This is a genomic window from Pectobacterium sp. S5 (assembly GCF_051707265.1).
In the GTDB taxonomy this organism is placed as follows: Bacteria; Pseudomonadota; Gammaproteobacteria; order Enterobacterales; family Enterobacteriaceae; genus Pectobacterium; species Pectobacterium polare.
Genome location: NZ_JAULSZ010000006.1, coordinates 1 through 21,513 on the forward strand (window position 1 = coordinate 1; position 21,513 = coordinate 21,513).

Genomic DNA, 21,513 nt, shown 5'->3' on the forward strand with positions numbered 1-21,513 from the left:
AGCTAGGGATCGTCGCCTAGGTGAGCCATTACCTCACCTACTAGCTAATCCCATCTGGGCACATCTGATGGCGAGAGGCCCGAAGGTCCCCCTCTTTGCTCTTGCGAGGTTATGCGGTATTAGCTACCGTTTCCAGTAGTTATCCCCCTCCATCAGGCAGTTTCCCAGACATTACTCACCCGTCCGCCGCTCGTCACCCAGAGAGCAAGCTCTCCTGTGCTACCGCTCGACTTGCATGTGTTAGGCCTGCCGCCAGCGTTCAATCTGAGCCATGATCAAACTCTTCAATTTAAGATTTGTTTGATTTGCTTCTACTCGAGAAGCGATGCTCAAAGAATTAGTAACTGTTCATTCGTAATGAATTTTACTGCTGTTCACTCTTCAAGACTTTTTATATCGTTTAAGATACGGTCTTGTGAGTGCCCACACAGATTGTCTGATTAAATTGTTAAAGAGCAGTGCCACTTCATCGGTGGCGCGGGCTGCATATACTATGCTTTTCCGCTGTGAAGTCAAGTCATTACTGACTGCTTCGTTGAATCTTTTTGCTGTCACCACAACNCTTGTGAGTGCCCACACAGATTGTCTGATTAAATTGTTAAAGAGCAGTGCCACTTCATCGGTGGCGCGGGCTGCATATACTATGCTTTTCCGCTGTGAAGTCAAGTCATTACTGACTGCTTCGTTGAATCTTTTTGCTGTCACCACAACTGCGTGTCGCTGTTGCCGTGTCAGTGGATGCGCATTATAGGGACTTCTCGCACGCTGACAAGCGCTAAATGCAAAAAAGTTACCGAGTGATTTTTTTTTCAGCAAAGCGAATTAAAAGACGCCGTTATGCCGGATTTTTCGCCGCTAATTGAGCGAAATCCTGAGCAAAACGGGCAACCTGCTGCCAGTCAGTGTATTCAATCTCTTTAGTGCTATCCGTTTCCCCACCCGTTATACGCATAATAAGTTGAATCATTACCCGATCAAACCAGCGGTAGCGTGGGTAGCGTAGGGCACCAGCGAACACACAGCACAAATCTGGCTGCCAAGGGGAATTCAGCAGGAACTTACGCGTATAGGCATTGGTTTGTATTGTGCGCTTTTCTGGCTTACGCGCAGTGAGGTTCACGGAGAAGAATGCGCTGGGTCGCTGCTGTAGAGAAGTCAGATGCTTACGGATAAATTGATTTACCGCCGGATGAAAGCGCCCATATCGAATCGATGCCCCAATCGCAACCCGATCGTATTGGCTCAGATCGATATCATTCGCATTGAGTACGTTAACAACATCACACTCCAGGGTTCCTTTCAGCGTATTTGCAATATAGGAGGCAATCGCTCTTGTTTGCCCATCCCGACTCGAAAACACGATCAAAGCTTTCATTGTTCTTTATCCTTATGGGGACTATTCCCGCCAGAAGGTTGGCGTAAACAGCACTAAAAGCGTGAAGACTTCCAAACGACCAAACAACATCGTCAGTATCAGAATCCATTTCGCCGTATCATTCATCGACGTAAAATTCTCAGCGACGACGCCCAGTCCTGGCCCCAGGTTATTCAATGTAGCCGCAACCGCAGCAAACGCAGAGAAATCATCAACGCCTGTCGCAATGACGGCCAGCATGCTGACAATAAAAACCAGCGCATATGCGGAAAAGAATCCCCACACAGCTTCCAGGATGCGTTCTGGCAACGCCCGATGACCCAGCTTAATGGTGTAAACCGCATTCGGATGCACTAAACGCTTAAGCTCACGCGATCCCTGCAGGAAAAGCAGCAGGATACGAATCACTTTCAAGCCCCCCCCGGTTGAGCCCGCACAACCGCCAATAAATGCAGAGCACAGAAGCAAAACCGGCAGGAAAAGCGGCCACGATGCAATGCTATCCGTGGTAAACCCTGCCGTTGTCGCCATAGAGACAACCTGGAAGAACGCTTGATTGATCGTCTGCATTCCGCTGTCATAAACGTGGTGAAACCACAGGACAATCGTACACACGGCCACCAGCGACAACTGAACAAAGATGAACATGCGGAATTCCGGGTCACGCCAGTATACCTTCAGGCTGCGGCCGCTCAGCAGGGCAAAGTGCAAACCAAAGTTACAGCCGGAAATCAGCAGGAATATCGCGATGATGGTGTTGATTGTTGGGCTGTTGAAGTAGCCGATACTGGCGTCGTGGGTAGAGAACCCTCCGACGGACACCGTAGAGAAGCTGTGACCAATCGCATCGAATACCGGCATGCCAGCCAGCCAAAGCGCGACGGCACAGGCAATCGTCAGTAAGAGATAAATCAGCCACAGCGTTTTTGCCGTATCGGCAATACGCGGGCGCATTTTGTTTTCCTTCAGCGGCCCCGGCATCTCCGCGCGATAAAGCTGCATCCCACCGACACCAAGAATCGGCAGGATGGCAACGGCGAGTACGATGATCCCCATCCCACCAAACCATTGCAGCATTTGTCGATAAAACAAGATGGCTTTAGGCAGTGAATCCAGCCCGACCAGCGTAGTCGCACCCGTTGTCGTTAACCCAGAGAACGATTCGAAAAAAGCATCCGTTACGCCCAGATTAGGATGTTCCGCAAATAGGAAAGGCAGCGCACCGACGCTTCCCAGCACCGTCCAGAAGAGGACAACGATCAGGAAACCTTCACGAGATTTCAGTTCATGCTTCTGTTTGCGGTTTGGTAACCACAGCATGATGCCAATCGCCAGCGCGACAATAAATGTCTGCGTAAACGCCCGGCCTGCGCCATCGCGGTAAATTAACGCCACCAGTCCAGGAATAACCATCGTCCCCGAAAACAGGATAACCAACTGGCCGACAATACGAGTTATGGCGCGCAAGTGCATCGCAGGGAATTCCTTAATGATTCATAAAAAGCGCTGGGATTATTATGGAATCGGCAATAAATGCAACGCGCCGCGGCTTAAATCACGCAATTTCATTGCCGCCTCCTCGGTTCCCCTAACGGGGATAGAGAACCGCAATACGACTTCCACGCCATACTCACTATGCAGAACTTTTCCACCAAGCTGGAAGATCAGGGATTCCACCTGGGGCAACAGTGCATAGTCACATTGTAAGCCATACTCTTTTTGCAATACTTTCTCTTGCAGCGATAGCAGCTTCAGCGCTTGCTGAACGCCACCGCCATAAGCCTTCACGAGTCCACCCGTGCCCAGTGGGATTCCGCCATAGTAGCGTACGACCACGGCCGTAATCTCACCGATACCGCTTCCCATCAGCTGCGACAGCATAGGCTTACCCGCCGTGCCGGAAGGCTCGCCATCGTCAGAAAAACCAAGCTGTTGGGAATCGTCAGGCGCACCCGCAACAAACGCCCAGCAGTGGTGACCCGCCGAAGCATGCTCTTCCCTGACGTGCTGAATAAACGCTTTTGCCGCGTCGATTCCCGGCGTTGCCGCCAGGATCGTAGTAAAGCGGCTTTTCTTGATTTCCTCGCTGAAGCTCACTGGCGCAGCAGGAATGGGATACGCTTGCATCAGGCCAGATTCAGGTCGCGCGTCATGTTCTCCACGCGCCCTTCATGAATGACAATATTATCCTCGATACGGATACCGCCAAACGGTTTCAACGCATCGATTTTTTGCCAGTCAAAGTGCTGACTCAATTTGCCCTCACGCCACGGAGCGAGCAAGGATTCGATGAAATAGATGCCCGGTTCGATCGTCATGACCATGCCGGGTTCAAGCACGCGAGTACAACGCAGGTAAGGATGCTGCGACGGTGCCGCCAGATGTGTGCCGCGATCGTCTTGCATAAATCCGGCGACATCATGCACCTGCAAGCCCAGCGGATGGCCAAGACCGTGCGGCAGGAAAGGCGACGTAAGCCCCTGATCCACCATAGCCTCTTCACTGATATCCCGCACCAGCTGATGTGATTTAAGCAGCTTCGCAATCCGCTGATGCATCTGAATATGGTAATCGGTATAACGCACTCCCGCCTGAACGGTATCAATCAATGAAAGCATTTCCTGATTGAGATCTTTAATCAGCAGGGCAAATGCACCATCGCTCTGTGCGGAATAGGTACGCGTAAGATCGGCGGCATAGCCGTTATATTCCGCACCCGCATCAATCAGAAAGCTGCGGACATCGGAAGGCACCTGATGATCGAGCTGGGTATAGTGCAACACCGCAGCGTGCTCATTTAACGCAATGATATTACCGTAAGGAACATCGATATCGCGATGACCGGTGGCCGTCAGATACGCCAGATTAATATCAAATTCGCTCATGCCGGACAGGAACGCTTCATGCGCCGCCCGGTGACCGATAACGGCAGTCTTCTGCGCTTCACGCATGCAGGCCAGCTCGTAATCGGTTTTATAAGCCCGATGGTAGTGCAGATAATCCAGCACACCCTGAGGGTTAATGTTGTCTGCACGAATCCCCAAATCCTGCGCACGCTGCGAGGCGTAGCCGATATAAGCAACACGCTCGCGCTGTGAGGGAAGCAGTTGTCCAATATCATCAGCATTCCGTAGCACGGTAATATCGATCTCTTCAGTCCAAAAACTCTCGGGAACCGGTGCAACGTTATGCCAGTAATCCACCGGCGAGTAGAACCACAGCTTCGGCGGATTAACGCCGTCAACCCATAGCCAACAGTTCGGCACCTGCGTAACGGGCACCCAAGCTTTAAATTGCGGGTTAACTTTAAAAGGATAGTCGTGATCGTCCAGAAAAACGGTCAACAGCTCACCAGAGTGAATCAGTAATGCGTCAAGCTGATGGCGCGCTAAAACCGCCTGAGCACGCGCTTGCAGCGTAGCCAGATGGTGATGATATAAAGAAGCCAGCTTTTCCATGAGTATCCTTGTACGTCACGACATGATCTCTCCATTTTAACACAGGCATTCCCCAAGGGCAGCGTCCGGTGCTTTGTGATCGATTCGGCAAAAAATTAATCTCTCGTTTGCAAAACGTTAACATTAAAACCACAATTCGATTATCTGGTCATACCAGATCACTCACACAAACAGCGGAGATAAACATGCTTTATCAAGGTGAATCCCTCGACCTTAACTGGCTTGAGGACGGCATTGCCGAGCTGGTATTTTCTGCCCCTGGCTCCGTAAACAAGCTAGATACCCGCACGGTTGCCAGCCTGGGTAAGGCGCTGGACGTTCTGGCGGAACAGCCGAACCTGAAGGGCTTACTGCTACGTTCTGATAAACCGGCATTTATTGTCGGTGCCGATATCACAGAATTCCTTTCTCTTTTTGCTGCACCGGCCGAAAAGCTGCATGAATGGCTTGTCTTCGCCAACCGTATTTTCAGCCGCCTTGAGGATTTACCCGTTCCCACGCTGTCCGCGATCAATAGCTATGCGTTGGGCGGCGGTTGTGAATGTGTGCTGGCGACTGATTTTCGGCTGGCAACGACAGATGCACGCATAGGGCTGCCTGAGACCAAACTGGGGATCATGCCGGGCTTTGGCGGTACGGTCAGGCTACCACGCCTGCTGGGTGCAGACAGCGCGCTGGAGATTATCGCCGCAGGCAAAGACATCGGTGCAGCCGATGCCTTAAAAGTGGGGCTGGTGCAGGCCGTTGTCGCCAATGACAAGCTAGTTCCCGCCGCCATTAAGATGTTGAAACAGGCGATTAACGGCTCACTGGACTGGCAGGCTTACCGACGTCCGAAACTTGAACCGCTGAAGCTCAATAAGATCGAAGCCATGATGAGCTTTACCACCGCCAAAGCGATGGTGCTACAAACTGCGGGCAAACACTATCCGGCACCGATGCTAGCGGTAAAAACCATCGAAGCAGCCGCGACCATGACGCGTGATGACGCATTGCAGCTTGAGACGCAGCACTTCGTTCAACTGGCACGTTCAAATGAAGCTCGCGCACTCGTCGGCATTTTCCTCAACGATCAATATGTTAAAGGCAAAGCGAAAAAGCTGATTGGCGAGACACCCGTACCGAAGCAGGCCGCCGTGCTAGGGGCAGGCATTATGGGCGGCGGCATTGCCTATCAGTCCGCGTTCAAAGGCGTGCCGATTCGGATGAAAGATATCAACGAGAAGCCGCTCGCGCTGGGGATGAATGAAGCAGCCAAGCTCCTGAATAAACAAATGGAACGTGGCAAGTTGGACGGAATGAAAATAGCGACGATTCTGGCGAGTATTCAGCCAACGCTGGATTACGCCGGGTTCGAGCGCATCGACATCGTCGTTGAGGCCGTGGTTGAGAACCCGAAAATCAAAGCCAGCGTGCTGGCAGAAACCGAATCGCACGTGAGTGAGAATACGATTCTGGCCTCGAATACCTCAACGATCCCGATTGCTTCGCTGGCTGCGTCGCTAAAACGACCGCAAAACTTCTGTGGTATGCACTTCTTCAACCCGGTACACCGCATGCCGTTGGTCGAAATTATTCGCGGCCCTCAAACCAGCGACAGCACCATCGCCAGCGTGGTGGCTTACGCCAGCAAGATGGGCAAAACGCCAATTGTCGTGAATGACTGCCCTGGATTCTTCGTGAATCGGGTGCTGTTCCCCTACTTTGCTGCGTTCAGCCTATTGCTCAGAGACGGTGCCGATTTCCGCGATATCGATAACGTCATGGAGAAAAAATTCGGTTGGCCGATGGGCCCGGCCTATCTGCTGGACGTTGTCGGTATTGATACCGCTCACCATGCTCAAGCCGTGATGGCTGAGGGCTTCCCACAACGCATGGCGAAAGACTATCGCGATGCGATTGATGCTCTGTTTGAACACCAGCGTTTCGGGCAGAAAAATGGCCACGGCTTCTACCGTTATCAAACCGATAGCAAGGGGAAGCTGCGTAAAGAACAGGATGAGGCTGTAGATGCGATCCTTCAGGACATCAGCCAGCCGAAAAAAACGTTCAGCGCAGAAGAGATTATCGCTCGTATGATGATCCCAATGATTAATGAAGTTGCGCGCTGTCTGGAAGAAGGTATCGTCGCCAGCCCCGCCGAAGCAGACATGGCGCTGGTATACGGGCTAGGTTTCCCTCCCTTCCACGGCGGAGCCTGCCGCTATCTGGATACCTTGGGCAGCGAACGCTATGTCGAGATGGCACAGCAGTTGGCTCACCTCGGCGCCATCTATCAGGTGCCAGACGGCTTGCAGCAAAAAGCCAAAAGCAATGAAGGCTATTACCCATCGGTCGCGCCACACGCGGACGTTTCTTACGGTCAACCGGCATGAGGACAGGAAATATGGAAAAGGTAGTGATTGTTGATGCCGTACGCACGCCGATGGGACGATCCAAAGGTGGTGCCTTCCGTCAGGTGAGAGCCGAAGACCTGTCCGCACACCTGATGCGTAGCCTATTGAGCCGTAACGCGGCACTGGACGCCCGCGAGATCGACGATATCTATTGGGGATGTGTGCAACAGACGCTGGAGCAAGGCTTCAACGTCGCCCGCAATGCCGCTTTACTGGCAGAAATTCCGATGAGTGTCCCTGCGACCACGGTTAACCGGCTGTGCGGTTCCTCCATGCAGGCGCTCCACGATGCCGCCCGTGCCATTATGGTGGGTGACGCCAATGTCTGCTTAATTGGCGGCGTCGAGCACATGGGGCATGTGCCGATGAATCATGGCGTCGATTTTCATCCGGGACTAAGCCGCACCACGGCGAAGGCGGCGGGTATGATGGGACTCACGGCTGAGATGCTGGCGCGTATGCACAATGTTGGTCGAGAGATGCAGGATCAGTTCGCCGCACGTTCACACCAGCGCGCCCACAGCGCTACCCAGTCAGGGGCATTCCGTAATGAAATCGTCCCCACGGCGGGCCATGATGCAGACGGCGCGCTGCAACGCTTCGATTATGATGAGGTCATTCGCCCAGACACCACCGTCGATAGCCTTGCCGCGCTCAAGCCGGCATTCGATCCGGTTAACGGTACAGTGACAGCCGCGTCATCCTCGGCGCTGTCCGATGGTGCCGCAGCCATGTTGATCATGAGCGAATCCCGCGCGGCATCATTAGGCTTACCCGTACGAGCTCGCATTCGGGCGATGGCCGTCGTTGGCTGCGATCCTTCGATTATGGGTTACGGCCCCGTCCCGGCGACCAAACTGGCGTTGAAACGGGCAGGGCTCAGTCTGGCAGATATCGGCATCTTTGAACTGAATGAAGCATTCGCCGCCCAGACGTTACCCTGCATTAAAGATCTGGGGCTGCTGGAACAGTTGGATGAAAAGGTCAATCTCAATGGCGGTGCGATTGCGCTGGGTCACCCGCTCGGCTGCTCAGGCGCACGTATCTCTACCACATTGATTAACCTGATGGAAAGTCGCGACGCTCAATTTGGCGTGGCGACGATGTGCATCGGGCTGGGACAAGGCATTGCGACGGTATTTGAGCGCGTCTAAACACAGGAAAGCTCTGCCAGAGCAAGACTAGAAACCAAAAATCCCACAGCCGTGGGATTTTTATTTTACTGCTAATGTATGACTGCTATCGACTGCTTTAAATAAACGAAAACGCATCGCTGAACATATGCGCTGTCAGCGCACCGCGCTCGTTACAAAAACGCTCACGTGCAATTTTCGCCATTTCAAAGCGACCGGCAATATAGATATCCTGCTCTGCCAGTGAGCCGTAATCCTGTAATACCGCACTCAGAACCGTCCCCGTTCTACCATCCCATCCTGCTTCCGGCTGTTCGACTACCGGCACTACGCGCAGATTGGAGTGCTTGGCCGCAAAGCCTTCAAGTTCGGTTAAGTCATACAAATGCTGGGATTCACGTCCGCCCCAGTAAATGGCGATATCACGCTCGGGTTGCTGCGCCAGCGCGGTCAGCAGAATAGAACGCACATACGAAAATCCGGTTCCCCCCGCAATCAACACAAGCGGGCGCGTACTCTCTTCCCGCAGCCAGGCTTCGCCATGCGGGATATCGACCGTCAGGGTTTTTTCCTTGTGAATGCGTTCCATCACAGCCATCGCGTAAAGATTCAGTTCGGACGCCCCAATGTGCAATTCAATAAAGTTTTTATCCATCGGGGTCGATGCCAGTGAAAAAGGACGTTTATCTCGATCGCCCATCACCACCATCAAATACTGGCCAGCCCGAAAGGAAAACGGCGCTTCAGGTAACAAACGAACGCGATAAACCGTATCGGTTATGGCTTCGACCGAAGTCACTTTACAGCTCAATGTTGTCATGCATTCCCTCTATAGGGTCATAAAAGCAAAACTGAGAACAGAGCAGCAGCCCTTAACGCCGAGGCTCTCTGTCACTAAAAATGGCCAGTTCGTCCCATATTTCATCAATGCGGGCACAAACCTGTGGATCCTTCTTGATGGGGCGACCCCACTCGCGCTGCGTCTCGCCAGACCATTTATTGGTGGCGTCCAGACCCATTTTGGAGCCCAGACCAGAAATCGGCGAGGCAAAATCAAGGTAATCTATCGGCGTATTTTCTACTAATACCGTATCGCGCGCCGGATCCATACGCGTCGTGATCGCCCATATGACGTCGTTCCAGTCACGCGCATTAACGTCATCATCGCAGACAATGACAAATTTCGTATACATGAACTGGCGTAAAAAAGACCAAACACCCATCATGACGCGTTTAGCATGGCCCGGGTACTGTTTCTTCATGGTAACGACCGCCAGACGGTAAGAGCAACCCTCCGGTGGCAAATAAAAATCGACAATCTCAGGAAACTGCTTTTGCAGGATCGGCACGAAAACTTCGTTCAACGCCACGCCCAGCACAGCAGGCTCATCCGGCGGCCGGCCAGTGTAAGTCGAGTGATAAATGGCATTCTGACGCTGAGTAATATGCGTGACGGTGAAGACTGGGAAATGATCGACTTCATTGTAATAGCCGGTATGGTCGCCGTAAGGGCCTTCTGCTGCCATTTCTCCCGGTTCAATATAGCCTTCCAGAACAATTTCCGCACTGGCGGGCACTTCCAAATCGTTCGACAGACACTTCACCACCTCGGTCTTATGACCGCGCAGCAAACCCGCAAAAGCATATTCTGATAGCGTATCAGGGACAGGCGTCACCGCACCGAGAATCGTCGCAGGATCAGCGCCCAATGCGACAGACACCGGAAAACGCTGACCGGGATTTTCCTGACACCACTCCTGAAAATCCAGCGCGCCGCCGCGATGAGATAGCCAGCGCATGATCAGTTTGTTTTTTCCCAGCACCTGCTGGCGATAGATCCCCAGATTCTGCCGTTCTTTATGCGGCCCGCGCGTCACAGTGAGCCCCCAGGTAATCAGCGGCGCGGCATCTTCCGGCCAGCACTGCATCACCGGAATCCGGCGCAGGTCAACGTCATCCCCCTGCCAAATCTGTTCCTGACACGGCGCAGAAGACAGACGCTTTGTCGGCATATTCAATACCTGACGGAACTTCGGCATTTTATCCACCAGATCGCGGAACCCTTTGGGCGGCTCCGGCTCTTTCAGAAACGCCAGCAGCTTGCCCACCTCGCGCAATGCGCTGACGTCTTCCTGCCCCATTCCCAATGCAACACGTTTCGGCGTGCCAAATAAATTGCACAGCACTGGCATGTCATAGCCTTTGGGATTTTCAAACAGGAGCGCAGGACCTTCTGCACGCAGCGTTCGGTCGGCAATTTCCGTCATTTCAAGGTAGGGATCGATGGGCTGGGTAATGCGTTTTAACTCCCCTCTCTCTTCCAGCAGTGAGAGGAATTCGCGTAAGTCACGGTATTTCATGCTATTCATCGGGGGCAGTCTATCGTTCTGGCTATTATAAAGTCTCTTCGCCAACCTGTCGCTTCCCGCAGCGCCTATTTATGGTAAGAATCTGCTCACTATCAAGAATCCGATCGCCAAAATGTGGTAACAAAAATATCTGCCGAAAATTTTTTATCCGTGCTCGCTTTTGTTATGCTTGCTCGTCGGAATCATAAGTCTGCGAAATTATGGAAGCCTGGTACTTACTGTATTGTAAACGTGGTCAACTGCTGCGAGCGAAAGAGCATCTGGAACGTCAGGATGTCACCTGCGTGAGCCCGATGATCACGCTAGATAAGATCGTTCGTGGTAAACGAACGGAAGTGTGTGAACCGCTGTTCCCGAACTACCTGTTTGTGGAGTTCGACCCCGAACGCATCCACACCACCACCATCAGCGCGACGCGTGGGGTGAGCAACTTTGTGCGATTCGGTGCACTGCCTGCGACCATTCCGCAGCAGGTTATCGATGAATTGTCACTTCGCCCTATTCAGGGAATCATTGACCCACTGACGCCACAGCCCGGCGATAGCGTGGTCATTACCGACGGTATTTTCTCTGGTCTTCAGGCTATTTACACCGAACCTGACGGCGAAGCCCGCTCGATGCTGTTGCTGAATATGTTGAACAAGCAGGTCAGACAGAGCATCGATAACCGCGAGTTTCGCAAAGCCTAATCCTTTGAAAACATAGTCCTTTAAAAGATAGTCTTTTGAAAACATCGTCCTTTGAAAAAATAGCCCTTCGAAAAACGTAGTCCGACATTCTTTGTCTGTTTGCCCTACCCGGCGCGTTTACAGCGCGCCGGATGAGAACAGGCTTAGCGTTGCATGTGCTGATCGTGCAGCCACTGTGCGACACGTTTGGCAAAATAGGTCAGCACACCATCTGCACCCGCGCGTTTAAAGCACAGCAGAGACTCCATCACTACCGGTTGTTCTTGCAACCAGCCATTCTGAATCGCCGCCATGTGCATCGCGTACTCACCAGATACCTGATAAGCAAACGTCGGCACACCGAAAGTATCTTTAACACGACGCACCACGTCCAGATAAGGCATCCCTGGTTTGACCATTACCATATCCGCACCTTCCTGCAAATCCTGCGCAATTTCCTGCAAAGCTTCATCGCTGTTGGCCGGATCCATCTGGTAGGTTTTCTTGTTGCCACCTTTCAGGTTACCCGCTGAGCCCACGGCGTCACGGAAAGGCCCGTAATAGCACGATGCATACTTAGCCGAGTACGCCATGATCTGGGTATTGATCAGGTTTTGCGCTTCAAGGGTGTCGCGAATCGCGCCGATGCGACCGTCCATCATGTCGCTAGGTGCAATAATTTCGGCTCCAGCTTCAGCGTGGGACAGCGCCTGACGCACCAAAATCTCCTTGGTGACATCGTTAATCACGTAACCATCCGCATCGATAATCCCGTCCTGCCCGTGCGTGGTATAGGGATCGAGCGCCACATCCGTTAGCAAACCCAGCTCTGGGACGGCGTCTTTCAACGCGCGGATTGTGCGAGGAACCAGGCCATCCGGGTTATAGGCTTCTTCGGCATATAACGATTTCTTATCCGCTTCAATAACGGGGAACAGCGACAGCACCGGAACGCCGAGCTTAGCGATCTCTTCGGCTTCTTTCAGAAGCACGTCGATAGTCATCCGGTATACCCCCGGCATTGAGGGAACTTCCTGACGATGATTTGTCCCTTCCATCACGAAAACGGGATAAATCAAATCATTCACCGTCAGTTGATTTTCAGCAACAAGGCGACGGCTGAAATCATGGCGGCGAATGCGACGCATACGTCGGCCGGGGAAAGTGCCGGGAAAAGCAGTGCTCATGTCATTATTCTCCTGAATCAAGCCAGCCGGAAAACCCGGCGGGCATTTTCATCTGTTGTCTGTCCCAACCATGTGGCATCTTCTCCACGCCACTCCGCAATCTGGCGAATAATATGAGGCAGATAACAGGGTTCGTTACGGCGGGAGGCCGGTTTAGGGCGTAAATCCCGCGGTAACAGATAAGGTGCGTCGGTTTCCACCAACAGCCGATCGGCAGGAATATGCGGCAGTAAGGCGCGCAGCTCAAGCCCGCGACGCTCATCGCAAACCCAGCCGGTAATGCCGACCATCAGCCCCGCAGCCAGACACTCATCCAACTCATGACGATTGCCAGTAAAGCAGTGAACGATGGCGGCAGGTAACTGACCCAACCACGGCGTCAGCAGAGAGATAAATCGGGGATGGGCATCACGACAGTGAAGGAAAACCGGCATAGACAGTTCGGCCGCTATCGCTAGCTGCGCACTGAATGCCCGTTCCTGCTCTTCTGGCGTCGAAAAGTTACGGTTGAAATCCAACCCGCATTCGCCGATGGCAACCACGCAGTCGGCGCTTGCCATGTGATGAATCTGTTCGGCAATAGTGTCATTCCATTGGCTGGCATCATGCGGATGAACACCTGCCGTTGACCAACAGTAATCGGGGTAGGCTTGCGCCAGTAACATGGCCTGATGGCTTTCCTGAGCGTTTGTTCCTGTGATCAAGATGCCGCTGACACCCGCTTCCTTTGCCCGGATGACGACCTGCTCCCTGTCTTTTTCAAACTGGGAACTGGTTAGGTTGACACCGATATCAAACATGACTCTCACCTGCCCGTGACCGTTCGCCGATTTCACGCCGGCGAATAAAAAAATAAGACCTCTCAAAGAGAGGTCATTTTACCGTCCTACCGCAGGAAACCGTGCGTTACTGCGATGGCTCTTCGGTTTCAGCGCGTCGGCCTTTGCCAACATAAAACCGCGAGAAGAAGACGCCGATTTCAAACAGCAGATACATGGGAATCGCCAGCAGCGTCTGCGAGAAAACATCCGGCGGCGTTAACAACATACCGACAACGAACGCGCCGACCAAAATATAAGGGCGCTTTCTTTTCAGCTCTTCCGGCGTCACCACGCCACTCCAGCAGAGCAGCACAATGGCAACTGGCACTTCAAACGATATCCCGAACGCCATGAACAGCGCCATAACAAAATCGAGGTAGTTATTGATGTCCGTCGCAATCAGCACGCCAACAGGCGCGGTTTTCGCAAAAAAGCCAAACGCCAGCGGGAACACAACAAAGTACGCAAACGCCATGCCCATATAAAACAGCAAACTGCTGGAGACCAGCAACGGCATCATTAGGCGACGCTCGTGTTTATACAGGGCTGGAGCGACAAATGCCCACACCTGATACAGCACCAGCGGAGCAGCGACAAACACTGAGACAATCATCGTCAGTTTTATCGGCGCAAAAAAAGGCGAGGCGACATCGGTCGCGATCATGCTGGCACCCGCAGGTAATTGCTCAATGAGCGGAGCAGAAACCAGTTGATAAATGTCGTTGGCAAAGTACACCAGCGCAATAAATACCGCCAGCACACAGATAATGCTGTTCAGTAGCCGCTTACGTAGCTCAATCAGGTGGCTAATTAGCGGTTGAGTCTCTTCATCGGCCATAAACTAACGACTATCACTCGGTTGGCGGGCAGAAACAGCAGAAGACTGGGACTGCTCAGGTTTGACATTATCGTTGCCGACAGCGTTATCACTCGTGGCGTTGCGATCATCATGATGATGTTCAGCCACAGCAGCGCTTTCAGGTTTAGGCTGACTGACTGCCGGACGTACTGCGGTTTCCGCTTCAATAACCCCATCGTAGGCTGCTTCAGGATCGCTCAGCGGGATGTTGTGCTGCGGTTCCACCGTCGGGCTATGACCCTCTGGCGTTTGGTGCTCTGTCTTTTGCAGCGACACTGTCTCGGTATAGCCGCGTTTCATCGCTTCCGCCGCTTCTTTGAGTTCATCCATTGAGGCTTTCAACTCAGGCGACAAATTCTGCAAACTGGCTTTTTCGACTTTCTTCAGGCTTTCCTGAAACTCCTGGAGTTTCAGCTCCTGCGACAGTTCATTCTGAACCGTAGACGCCAGCGAACGCAGCGTCCTGATCCAGCTTGCAACCGTTCTGACTGCCACAGGCAAACGCTCCGGCCCGAGAACAATCAGGCCGAGAACCATCACCAATAGCAATTCACCAAAACCGATATCGAACACAGATTACACCTGCTCTTTATGCTGGCTCTTCGTTTCGCCCGGCTTGACGTCTGATTGGTTGTCAGCGATAGACTTGGTAGAGAAATCGGCATCTGGCTGCGTTTTGTCTGCGCTAGTGGACGGTTGATCGTCACCCATCGCTTTCTTAAAACCTTTGATGGATGCACCCAGATCTGAACCCAGCGTTCTCAGCTTGTTGGTTCCGAACAGTAAGATGACGATGACTGCGATAATCAACAGGTTCCAGAGACTAATACCACCCATAACATTTACCTCTTTTCAAAAAGGGGAACGACAGAATTCCCGTAATTATATCGGGTAATTCTGGCGTGCATCATGATCTGCTTCAACGAGTTCGACGCCAGCCGATAATCCAGGCAACAATTCCTGCGGCCATCAACCCTGAGGGAACCATATCGACTTCAACACGGCTGATCAGTAACAACGTACCACTGATTAGCAGCGTTGCGCCAATACCCAAAAGATATCGTGACTGTCCTTGCCGAGACTGCTGCGTCTTCAACTCATAGGCCAGCTTATCGACGCTTTGCTTTAACATCTTATGTTGACGTAGCCCGTCATAAAACAGTTCAGGGACTTCCGGCAATTTTTCAGCCCAGAACGGTGCCTTTTCTTTGAGCGCACGGAAAACCGCAGGCAAACCGACCTGTTGTTTCAGCCAGTTTTCCAGAAACGGCTTGGCGGTTTTCCACAGATCGAGCTGCGGATAAAGCTGCCGACCCACGCCTTCAACATACAGCAGCGTTTTTTGCAGTAGCACTAACTGCGGCTGTACTTCCATATTGAAGCGACGCGCCGTATTAAACAAATTCAATAATACATGGCCGAACGAAATTTCCGCCAACGGCTTCTCGAAGATCGGCTCACAGACCGTACGAATAGCAAACTCAAAATCTGCAACATTCGTGTCCGCAGGCACCCAACCCGAATCCACATGCAGTTCGGCAACTTTACGATAATCGCGGTTGAAGAAGGCAATGAAATTCTCAGCCAGATAGCGCTTATCTTCTTTATTCAACGAACCGACGATACCGCAATCAATACCAATGTATTGCGGGTCTTCCGGGTGCTCGTAGCTGATAAAGATATTGCCGGGATGCATATCTGCGTGGAAGAAACTGTCGCGGAACACCTGCGTGAAGAAAACCTGAACGCCGCGTTCTGCCAGTAGCTTCATATCCGTGCCATTGGCTGTCAGCGCATCGACATCAGAAACCGGAATACCGTAGATTCGTTCCATCACCAACATGCCTTCGCTGCAGTAATCCGAATACACTTCCGGCACATACAGCATCGGGCTGTTCTCAAAATTACGCCGCAGTTGGATAGCGTTTGCCGCTTCTCGCAGCAAGTTCAGCTCATCAAGCAGCGTTTTTTCATATTCCAGTACCACTTCGCGCGGACGCAGACGGCGACCATCCGGCAACAGGTGGGGCAACCACCCCGCCAGACGTTTCATCAGGCGCATATCCGCCTTGATGACAGGCAAAATATCTGGGCGAATAACCTTGATAACGATCTCTTTCCCCGTGCTTTTCAGGCATGCGGTATGCACCTGTGCAATCGAGGCTGAGGCCAGTGGTTTAATGTCAAAATCATCAAACCACTCTTCAAGGGGGATTCCACCCATCGACAGCTCAATTTGCTCGCGCGCCAATTTGCCATCAAACGGCTCAACCTTATCCTGCAACATCGCCAGTTGATCGGCGATAGCCGGTGGGAACAGATCGCGGCGTGTAGACATCATTTGTCCGAACTTGATCCACACTGGCCCCAGTTCCTGAAGCGCCAAACGCAGGCGTTCCCCTAAAGGCTTATTGCGGTGACGATTGGGTAACCAGAACAGCAGACGACGACCCGCACGTAGCGGAAGCGTCAGACGCATTTTAGGAATAAGTTCGTCCAGACCATAGCTCAACAGCACACGCACAATGCTGTAAAGGCGGCGTAATTCACTGGGCGTCATCGTAAAGCCTCCAGCTTCGACAGCCGTTCGGACAACGTATCGGCGGATTTATCCAGCGCAACAATTTCCTCATGGAACCAGGCGTTTTCCAGTTTTCCCGGCGCCAGTCGCCACTCTTCCGTTAGCGTCTCAGACAAGAAATGTTGCTGCTGATATAATGAGCGTCTCAGGAAACTCAGGGTCTTCTGTGCCGTTTGGGTAAGCCCCTGAGCAACAATATCGCCCAGATAGGGGGAAAACCACTCCGCCGGATCGAACTCCGCCAGATCAACCAGCACGATGAACTGTTGAACAACTTGAATATCGCCTTCTATCACCAGCTCGCCGCTGCGCATCAGCGACGAGAGCTGCTGACGATCGCGTAATTTCATCAGAACCGGAACGCGTGTCTTCAGGCAACAATCCGCTGGCTCGCCCCACTGGCTGATCACGTCCAGCCGCTGTTCGTTAAACACCAGCACCAAAGGCATATCCAGTTCAGCCAGCTCGATCTGGAGTGTTTTTCCCTGTAAGCGCTGGCGAGCAGACTTCATGCTTCGATCGCAAGAAACCGTATCGTGAAAAAGCAGCTGATTCAGCGCGGTTTCCAGCGTAGCTGTCAGAAAAGACGTTATCAGCATTGGCGTTTCCAATCAGAATTTAAACCCACGATGCAGCGCAACGATTCCACCAGTGAGGTTGAAATAGTTAACACTGTCAAAACCGGCATCGATCATCATCCCTTTCAGCGTTTCCTGATCGGGGTGCATGCGGATAGATTCCGCCAGATAGCGGTAGCTCCCGGCATCACTCGCCACGGCTTCGCCAATCCTCGGCAGGATATGGAATGAATACGCATCGTAAACGGTGCTCAGCTGTTTAATGATCGGCTTGGAAAACTCCAGTACCAGCAAGCGACCACCCGGCTTCAGCACGCGGTACATTGAGCGCAGCGCTTTGTTTTTGTCCGTCACGTTGCGCAGACCAAAGGAGATAGTAATGCAGTCGAAGAAGTCATCAGGGAACGGCAGCGCTTCAGCATTGGCCTGCACGTAGTTGATGTTGTCGATAATGCCTTTGTTACGCAGTTTCTCGCGGCCCACTTTCAGCATTGATGCATTGATGTCCGCCAGAATGACCTCACCACCTTCGCCAACCATGCGGGAGAATTTGGCGGTTAAATCCCCTGTGCCTCCGGCAAGATCCAGAACTCGCTGGTTACGTCTTACTCCACTACATTCGATAGTGAAACGCTTCCAGACACGGTGGATACCAAAGGACATCAGGTCGTTCATCAAGTCATACTTTGCTGCTACAGAATGAAAAACCTCAGCCACCATGACTTCTTTTTCATCTCTGGCGACAGTCCGAAAACCAAAGTCGGCCGTTTTCTCCTGCTCACTTGCCATCTTATCCGCCTACTATTTCAGTCAAATTTCGGGTCTACCCATTAATGGTGAGAGTGTACCAGACCCGTATAAAAACCCCACTGCACTAATTTCGCATAGCATGGTGCCCAAGCCCACGAAATCCATACCTATTTAGTACGAATCAGTACGGGTAGCGAAAGGGATTTCCCCTTCTTCGCCCTCCGTTTTCACGGTTGGCGAAACAGCGTCGGGTGCTACGGAATCCGGTAATTCATCGCGTTCAGCGTGCTCATGGGCCGTTGCTTTTTCTGCTAATGACGGGCTGATCGTGCGTTTGATTTCTACACCCAGCGCACGGAACCCCTCAGCCTGGCCAATAAGGTTACCACGCCCAGAGGAAAGTTTATTCATCGCCTGACGATAAGTGCCCTGCGCTTTATCTAGGCTCAGCCCCAGCGCTTCCATGTCGTCGACAAACAATCGCAGTTTATCGTACAGCCGCGAGGCTTTCTCGGCGATCTGCTGTGCGTTGCGGCTCTGTTGTTCATAGCGCCATAAATTGTTGATAGTGCGTAATGCCACCAGCAGCGTGGTCGGGCTGACCAGCATAATATTGTGCTTTAGCGCCTCGTTGATCAATTCGGGCTGGCGATCGATAGCAACCAGAAAAGCAGGCTCGACCGGAATAAACATCAGCACGTAGTCTAGCGAACGTAGGCCGGGAAGCTGCTGATAATCTTTGCTGCTCAACTGCCGAATATGGCTGCGAACCGAGAGCAAATGCTCGTTCAACGCCACACTGCGTTCTGCGTCATCGTCACTATTAAAATGTCGCTCGTAGGCCACCAGCGACATTTTGGCATCGATCACGACATCTTTGCCCTGCGGTAAGCGCACGATGACATCTGGTTGCAGGCGGCTATTTGCCCCCGTCTGCACGCTGACCTGTGTTTGATATTCATATCCTTCACGCAGGCCGGAGGCTTCCAGCACGCGGCTTAACACCACTTCGCCCCAATTACCCTGCGTTTTATTGTCGCCCTTCAGTGCTTTCGTCAGATTGATGGCTTCATGTGCCATCTGCGCATTCAGCTGTTGCAGATTGCGGATTTCATGCGCCAGCGTGTGACGCTCGCGCGCTTCCGCGCCAAAGCTGTCCTGCACCTGACGGCGGAACCCATCAAGTTGCTCACGCAACGGCATCAGCAACTTATCCAGACTCTGTTTATTTTGTTCATCCACTTTGCGGCCACTGTGTTCAAAAATCCGGTTCGCCAGATTCTCAAACTGCGTCGTCAACCGCTGTTCGCTATTTGCCAGCAGACGCTGCTTCTCTTCTGCCGCCATACGGGTTTCTTCCAGCCGAATGGTGACTTCCCGCAGCTCCGCTTCCTGTGCGCTATTTATTTCACGCAGCGTTCGCAGTTCTTGATTTAACTGCACGCACTCCTCGCGGAGTTCAGCAAGCTGTTGCAGCTTTTCATGGCTGGCAGAGAGCTGAGCGTGGACCGTGCGCAGCTCCAGCTCGTTTTGCCGTAGCCGCTGTTCGTCCTGCTGCTTTGCCTGCTGCTGTTCGCTGAGCGACTGCTGAGTCTGCTGCAATGTCTGCGCCAGCAACTGCTGTTCGGTGTCATGCCGCGACAGCTTCTGCTGATGAATCAGGCTGGCAATTAACCACCCGACCAACAGGCCCACTGCACTGCCGCCCAGACCATAAAATATGCTGATATCCACTTTGCCTCCGCAGGCCTTTCACGCTGTCGGTCAAGGTAAAATGATACTGTATGGATGTCCAGAAACAATTCCGGTGGGGAAGACGCTGAGCAGAAAAATGCGAGCCGCATTCCATATGAAAATGGATAGATGATAATTTGCAGAAGAATCAGATCGGTAACGCAGAAATCCCCCCAACGCGAAACACCACGTCGGGGGAACTGAAACAGAAAAGGGCAACTTAGCCTAAGCGCTGCTTCGCATCGCTAATCGCTTTAGCAACCTGCTGCGGTGACACACCACCTTGTGCAGCACGCTTATCCAAGCAGGATTGTAACGCCAGAATCGGGTACACATCCTCGCCAATCACGGCGCTGAATTTTTGCAGATCGGCCAACGGCAATGCTTCCAATGCTTTGCCCTGACGAATGGCTTCAACCACCGCTTCACCCACGATATGGTGCGCTTCACGGAACGGAACGCCTTTCGCGACCAGGTAATCCGCCAGCTCTGTCGAGTTCGCGTAGCCTTGCTCGGCCGCTTCTTTACAGCGCGGACGCTTAACCTGAATGCCTTCCAGCACCAGACCCGCCATCATCAGGCAATCGTGCCAGGTATCCAGCGCGTCAAACAGCCCTTCTTTGTCTTCCTGCATGTCTTTGTTATACGCCAGCGGCAGGCCTTTAAGCGTCATCATCATGCCGGTTAACGCGCCCTGTACGCGACCGCATTTACCGCGAATCAGCTCCAGCGCATCCGGATTTTTCTTCTGCGGCATCAGGGAAGAACCGGATGTCACACGGTCAGACAGCTCAACGAACGCCGCTTCACCGCTGTTGAAGAAGATCAGATCTTCGGCAAAACGCGACAGGTGGATCATGCCGATCGAGGCATCAGACAGCAGTTCCAGTACATGATCGCGATCGGAAACCGTGTCCAGACTGTTACGCGTGGCCGAGGCAAATCCCAGCCAGCCCGCCAGTTGCTCACGGTCAATCGGATAAGCGGTTCCTGCCAGCGCACCACAGCCCAACGGGCTGACATCCAGACGCTTCAGCGTATCTTCCAGACGGCTTTCATCACGTGCCAGCATTTCATGGTAAGCCAAGCACCAGTGTGCAAACGTCACCGGCTGCGCACGCTGCAAGTGGGTGTAACCCGGCATCACCGCATCCTGATTCGCTTCCGCCGTCGTGACCAGCGCCTGACGCAGCTGGCGTACCGACAGCAGCAGTTCTGCAATCTGCGCCTTGCACCACAGTTTCAGGTCAGTCGCGACCTGATCGTTACGGCTACGACCGGTATGCAGCTTTTTACCTAAATCGCCGACTTTCTCAATCAGACGCAGTTCAACCCAGCTATGAATGTCTTCTGCATCGCTTTGCAGGATCATCTCAGGATCAGCTTGAACCTCAACCAGCAGCGCATTCAGCGCCTGTTCCAGCTGCTGCTGCTCCTGCTCGCTGAGCACATTGACCGTCACCAGCGCTTTCGACCAGCCGATCGAGCCAACGATGTCCTGTTCCGCCAGACGGTAATCAAACCGCAGTGAGTCATTAAATTGTTTAAAACGCTGATCTGCTGCCTGACTAAACCGACCGCCCCACAAAGCCATAACGATTACT

General features: G+C 52.7%; 19 protein-coding genes and 1 rRNA gene. 3 read left to right on the forward strand and 17 right to left on the reverse strand.

Translation table 11 applies throughout. The annotated features are described in order from the left end of the window. The 5 genes from QWJ20_RS18560 to pepQ form a co-directional block, all read right to left on the reverse strand. A 16S ribosomal RNA gene (locus QWJ20_RS18560) occupies positions 1–291 on the reverse strand; the annotation flags it as partial. Positions 292–835: 544 nt separating this feature from the next. Continuing rightward, positions 836–1,375, reverse strand: coding sequence for a menaquinone-dependent protoporphyrinogen IX dehydrogenase (gene hemG / locus QWJ20_RS18565; RefSeq protein ID WP_095993123.1), 540 nt, complete (start codon positions 1,373–1,375; stop codon positions 836–838). A gap of 21 nt (positions 1,376–1,396) precedes the next feature. Continuing rightward, positions 1,397–2,848, reverse strand: coding sequence for a Trk system potassium transporter TrkH (gene trkH / locus QWJ20_RS18570; RefSeq protein ID WP_010298674.1), 1,452 nt, complete (start codon positions 2,846–2,848; stop codon positions 1,397–1,399). Between the two features lie 42 nt (positions 2,849–2,890). Continuing rightward, complete coding sequence (locus QWJ20_RS18575) at positions 2,891–3,502, reverse strand: IMPACT family protein (protein WP_014913789.1); 612 nt, start codon at positions 3,500–3,502, stop codon at positions 2,891–2,893. Beyond that, entirely contained in the window at positions 3,502–4,833 is a 1,332-nt protein-coding gene (gene pepQ, locus QWJ20_RS18580) for a Xaa-Pro dipeptidase (RefSeq protein ID WP_433993192.1), read from the reverse strand. The genes QWJ20_RS18575 and pepQ overlap by 1 nt, the downstream gene beginning before the upstream one ends. A 185-nt stretch (positions 4,834–5,018) precedes the next feature. Between pepQ and fadB the strand changes: the two genes are divergently transcribed. Further along, positions 5,019–7,208 carry a fatty acid oxidation complex subunit alpha FadB gene (gene fadB / locus QWJ20_RS18585; protein WP_433993193.1) on the forward strand — a complete coding sequence of 730 codons (2,190 nt, stop codon included), beginning with the start codon at positions 5,019–5,021 and terminating at the stop codon, positions 7,206–7,208. Between the two features lie 11 nt (positions 7,209–7,219). Continuing rightward, a complete protein-coding gene (gene fadA / locus QWJ20_RS18590; RefSeq protein ID WP_433993194.1) occupies positions 7,220–8,383 on the forward strand; it encodes an acetyl-CoA C-acyltransferase FadA in 1,164 nt (387 codons plus the stop codon). 97 nt (positions 8,384–8,480) lie between these two features. On the opposite strand, the gene fre is transcribed toward fadA, so the two are convergent. Together fre and ubiD are read right to left on the reverse strand one after the other, a co-directional pair. Further along, positions 8,481–9,182: an NAD(P)H-flavin reductase gene (gene fre / locus QWJ20_RS18595; RefSeq protein WP_095701230.1), complete on the reverse strand. Its 702-nt coding sequence runs from the start codon at positions 9,180–9,182 to the stop codon at positions 8,481–8,483. 52 nt (positions 9,183–9,234) lie between these two features. Next, on the reverse strand, positions 9,235–10,731 hold the full coding sequence (gene ubiD, locus QWJ20_RS18600) for a 4-hydroxy-3-polyprenylbenzoate decarboxylase (RefSeq protein ID WP_039482959.1): 1,497 nt from the start codon (positions 10,729–10,731) through the stop codon (positions 9,235–9,237). A 200-nt stretch (positions 10,732–10,931) separates the two neighbouring features. Here ubiD and rfaH point away from each other — a divergent pair, with 200 nt between their 5' ends. Next, entirely contained in the window at positions 10,932–11,420 is a 489-nt protein-coding gene (gene rfaH, locus QWJ20_RS18605) for a transcription/translation regulatory transformer protein RfaH (RefSeq protein ID WP_039364226.1), read from the forward strand. Positions 11,421–11,563: 143 nt separating this feature from the next. Here rfaH and hemB read toward each other — a convergent pair whose 3' ends face one another. The 10 genes from hemB to argH all read right to left on the reverse strand — a co-directional run bounded on the left by hemB (position 11,564) and on the right by argH (position 21,503). Next, positions 11,564–12,586, reverse strand: a complete 1,023-nt coding sequence (hemB, locus tag QWJ20_RS18610; RefSeq protein ID WP_010283816.1) for a porphobilinogen synthase — start codon at positions 12,584–12,586, stop codon at positions 11,564–11,566. 17 nt (positions 12,587–12,603) lie between these two features. After that, positions 12,604–13,386 (reverse strand): 3'-5' ssDNA/RNA exonuclease TatD, encoded by a 783-nt coding sequence (tatD, locus tag QWJ20_RS18615; RefSeq protein WP_433993195.1) that lies wholly within the window; start codon positions 13,384–13,386, stop codon positions 12,604–12,606. Between the two features lie 106 nt (positions 13,387–13,492). Next, positions 13,493–14,245, reverse strand: a complete 753-nt coding sequence (tatC, locus tag QWJ20_RS18620) for a Sec-independent protein translocase subunit TatC (protein ID WP_095701228.1) — start codon at positions 14,243–14,245, stop codon at positions 13,493–13,495. Positions 14,246–14,248: 3 nt separating this feature from the next. After that, positions 14,249–14,839 carry a Sec-independent protein translocase protein TatB gene (gene tatB, locus QWJ20_RS18625; RefSeq protein ID WP_095701227.1) on the reverse strand — a complete coding sequence of 197 codons (591 nt, stop codon included), beginning with the start codon at positions 14,837–14,839 and terminating at the stop codon, positions 14,249–14,251. 3 nt (positions 14,840–14,842) lie between these two features. Further along, on the reverse strand, positions 14,843–15,103 hold the full coding sequence (gene tatA / locus QWJ20_RS18630; protein ID WP_039364213.1) for a Sec-independent protein translocase subunit TatA: 261 nt from the start codon (positions 15,101–15,103) through the stop codon (positions 14,843–14,845). Between the two features lie 82 nt (positions 15,104–15,185). Further along, positions 15,186–16,826: a ubiquinone biosynthesis regulatory protein kinase UbiB gene (gene ubiB / locus QWJ20_RS18635; protein ID WP_433993196.1), complete on the reverse strand. Its 1,641-nt coding sequence runs from the start codon at positions 16,824–16,826 to the stop codon at positions 15,186–15,188. After that, positions 16,823–17,446: a ubiquinone biosynthesis protein UbiJ gene (ubiJ, locus tag QWJ20_RS18640; protein WP_433993197.1), complete on the reverse strand. Its 624-nt coding sequence runs from the start codon at positions 17,444–17,446 to the stop codon at positions 16,823–16,825. The genes ubiB and ubiJ overlap by 4 nt, the downstream gene beginning before the upstream one ends. A 12-nt stretch (positions 17,447–17,458) precedes the next feature. Next, complete coding sequence (gene ubiE, locus QWJ20_RS18645; RefSeq protein WP_010283801.1) at positions 17,459–18,214, reverse strand: bifunctional demethylmenaquinone methyltransferase/2-methoxy-6-polyprenyl-1,4-benzoquinol methylase UbiE; 756 nt, start codon at positions 18,212–18,214, stop codon at positions 17,459–17,461. Between the two features lie 132 nt (positions 18,215–18,346). Continuing rightward, positions 18,347–19,909 carry a DNA recombination protein RmuC gene (gene rmuC, locus QWJ20_RS18650; RefSeq protein WP_433993198.1) on the reverse strand — a complete coding sequence of 521 codons (1,563 nt, stop codon included), beginning with the start codon at positions 19,907–19,909 and terminating at the stop codon, positions 18,347–18,349. Positions 19,910–20,129: 220 nt separating this feature from the next. Next, complete coding sequence (gene argH, locus QWJ20_RS18655; RefSeq protein ID WP_103158410.1) at positions 20,130–21,503, reverse strand: argininosuccinate lyase; 1,374 nt, start codon at positions 21,501–21,503, stop codon at positions 20,130–20,132. Between the last annotated feature and the right edge of the window lie 10 nt (positions 21,504–21,513).

Excerpts from the sequence above, each read along its gene's own strand:
- fre (WP_095701230.1), bottom strand. The coding sequence starts at position 9,182 with ATGACAACATTGAGCTGTAAAGTGACTTCGGTCGAAGCCATAACCGAT.
- tatD (WP_433993195.1), bottom strand. The coding sequence starts at position 13,386 with ATGTTTGATATCGGTGTCAACCTAACCAGTTCCCAGTTTGAAAAAGAC.
- ubiB (WP_433993196.1), bottom strand. The coding sequence starts at position 16,826 with ATGACGCCCAGTGAATTACGCCGCCTTTACAGCATTGTGCGTGTGCTG.
- QWJ20_RS18575 (WP_014913789.1), bottom strand. The coding sequence starts at position 3,502 with ATGCAAGCGTATCCCATTCCTGCTGCGCCAGTGAGCTTCAGCGAGGAA.
- hemB (WP_010283816.1), bottom strand. The coding sequence starts at position 12,586 with ATGAGCACTGCTTTTCCCGGCACTTTCCCCGGCCGACGTATGCGTCGC.
- ubiJ (WP_433993197.1), bottom strand. The coding sequence starts at position 17,446 with ATGCTGATAACGTCTTTTCTGACAGCTACGCTGGAAACCGCGCTGAAT.
- ubiE (WP_010283801.1), bottom strand. The coding sequence starts at position 18,214 with ATGGCAAGTGAGCAGGAGAAAACGGCCGACTTTGGTTTTCGGACTGTC.
- hemG (WP_095993123.1), bottom strand. The coding sequence starts at position 1,375 with ATGAAAGCTTTGATCGTGTTTTCGAGTCGGGATGGGCAAACAAGAGCG.
- rfaH (WP_039364226.1), top strand. The coding sequence starts at position 10,932 with ATGGAAGCCTGGTACTTACTGTATTGTAAACGTGGTCAACTGCTGCGA.
- pepQ (WP_433993192.1), bottom strand. The coding sequence starts at position 4,833 with ATGGAAAAGCTGGCTTCTTTATATCATCACCATCTGGCTACGCTGCAA.
- argH (WP_103158410.1), bottom strand. The coding sequence starts at position 21,503 with ATGGCTTTGTGGGGCGGTCGGTTTAGTCAGGCAGCAGATCAGCGTTTT.
- fadB (WP_433993193.1), top strand. The coding sequence starts at position 5,019 with ATGCTTTATCAAGGTGAATCCCTCGACCTTAACTGGCTTGAGGACGGC.
- trkH (WP_010298674.1), bottom strand. The coding sequence starts at position 2,848 with ATGCACTTGCGCGCCATAACTCGTATTGTCGGCCAGTTGGTTATCCTG.
- tatA (WP_039364213.1), bottom strand. The coding sequence starts at position 15,103 with ATGGGTGGTATTAGTCTCTGGAACCTGTTGATTATCGCAGTCATCGTC.
- tatC (WP_095701228.1), bottom strand. The coding sequence starts at position 14,245 with ATGGCCGATGAAGAGACTCAACCGCTAATTAGCCACCTGATTGAGCTA.
- fadA (WP_433993194.1), top strand. The coding sequence starts at position 7,220 with ATGGAAAAGGTAGTGATTGTTGATGCCGTACGCACGCCGATGGGACGA.
- ubiD (WP_039482959.1), bottom strand. The coding sequence starts at position 10,731 with ATGAATAGCATGAAATACCGTGACTTACGCGAATTCCTCTCACTGCTG.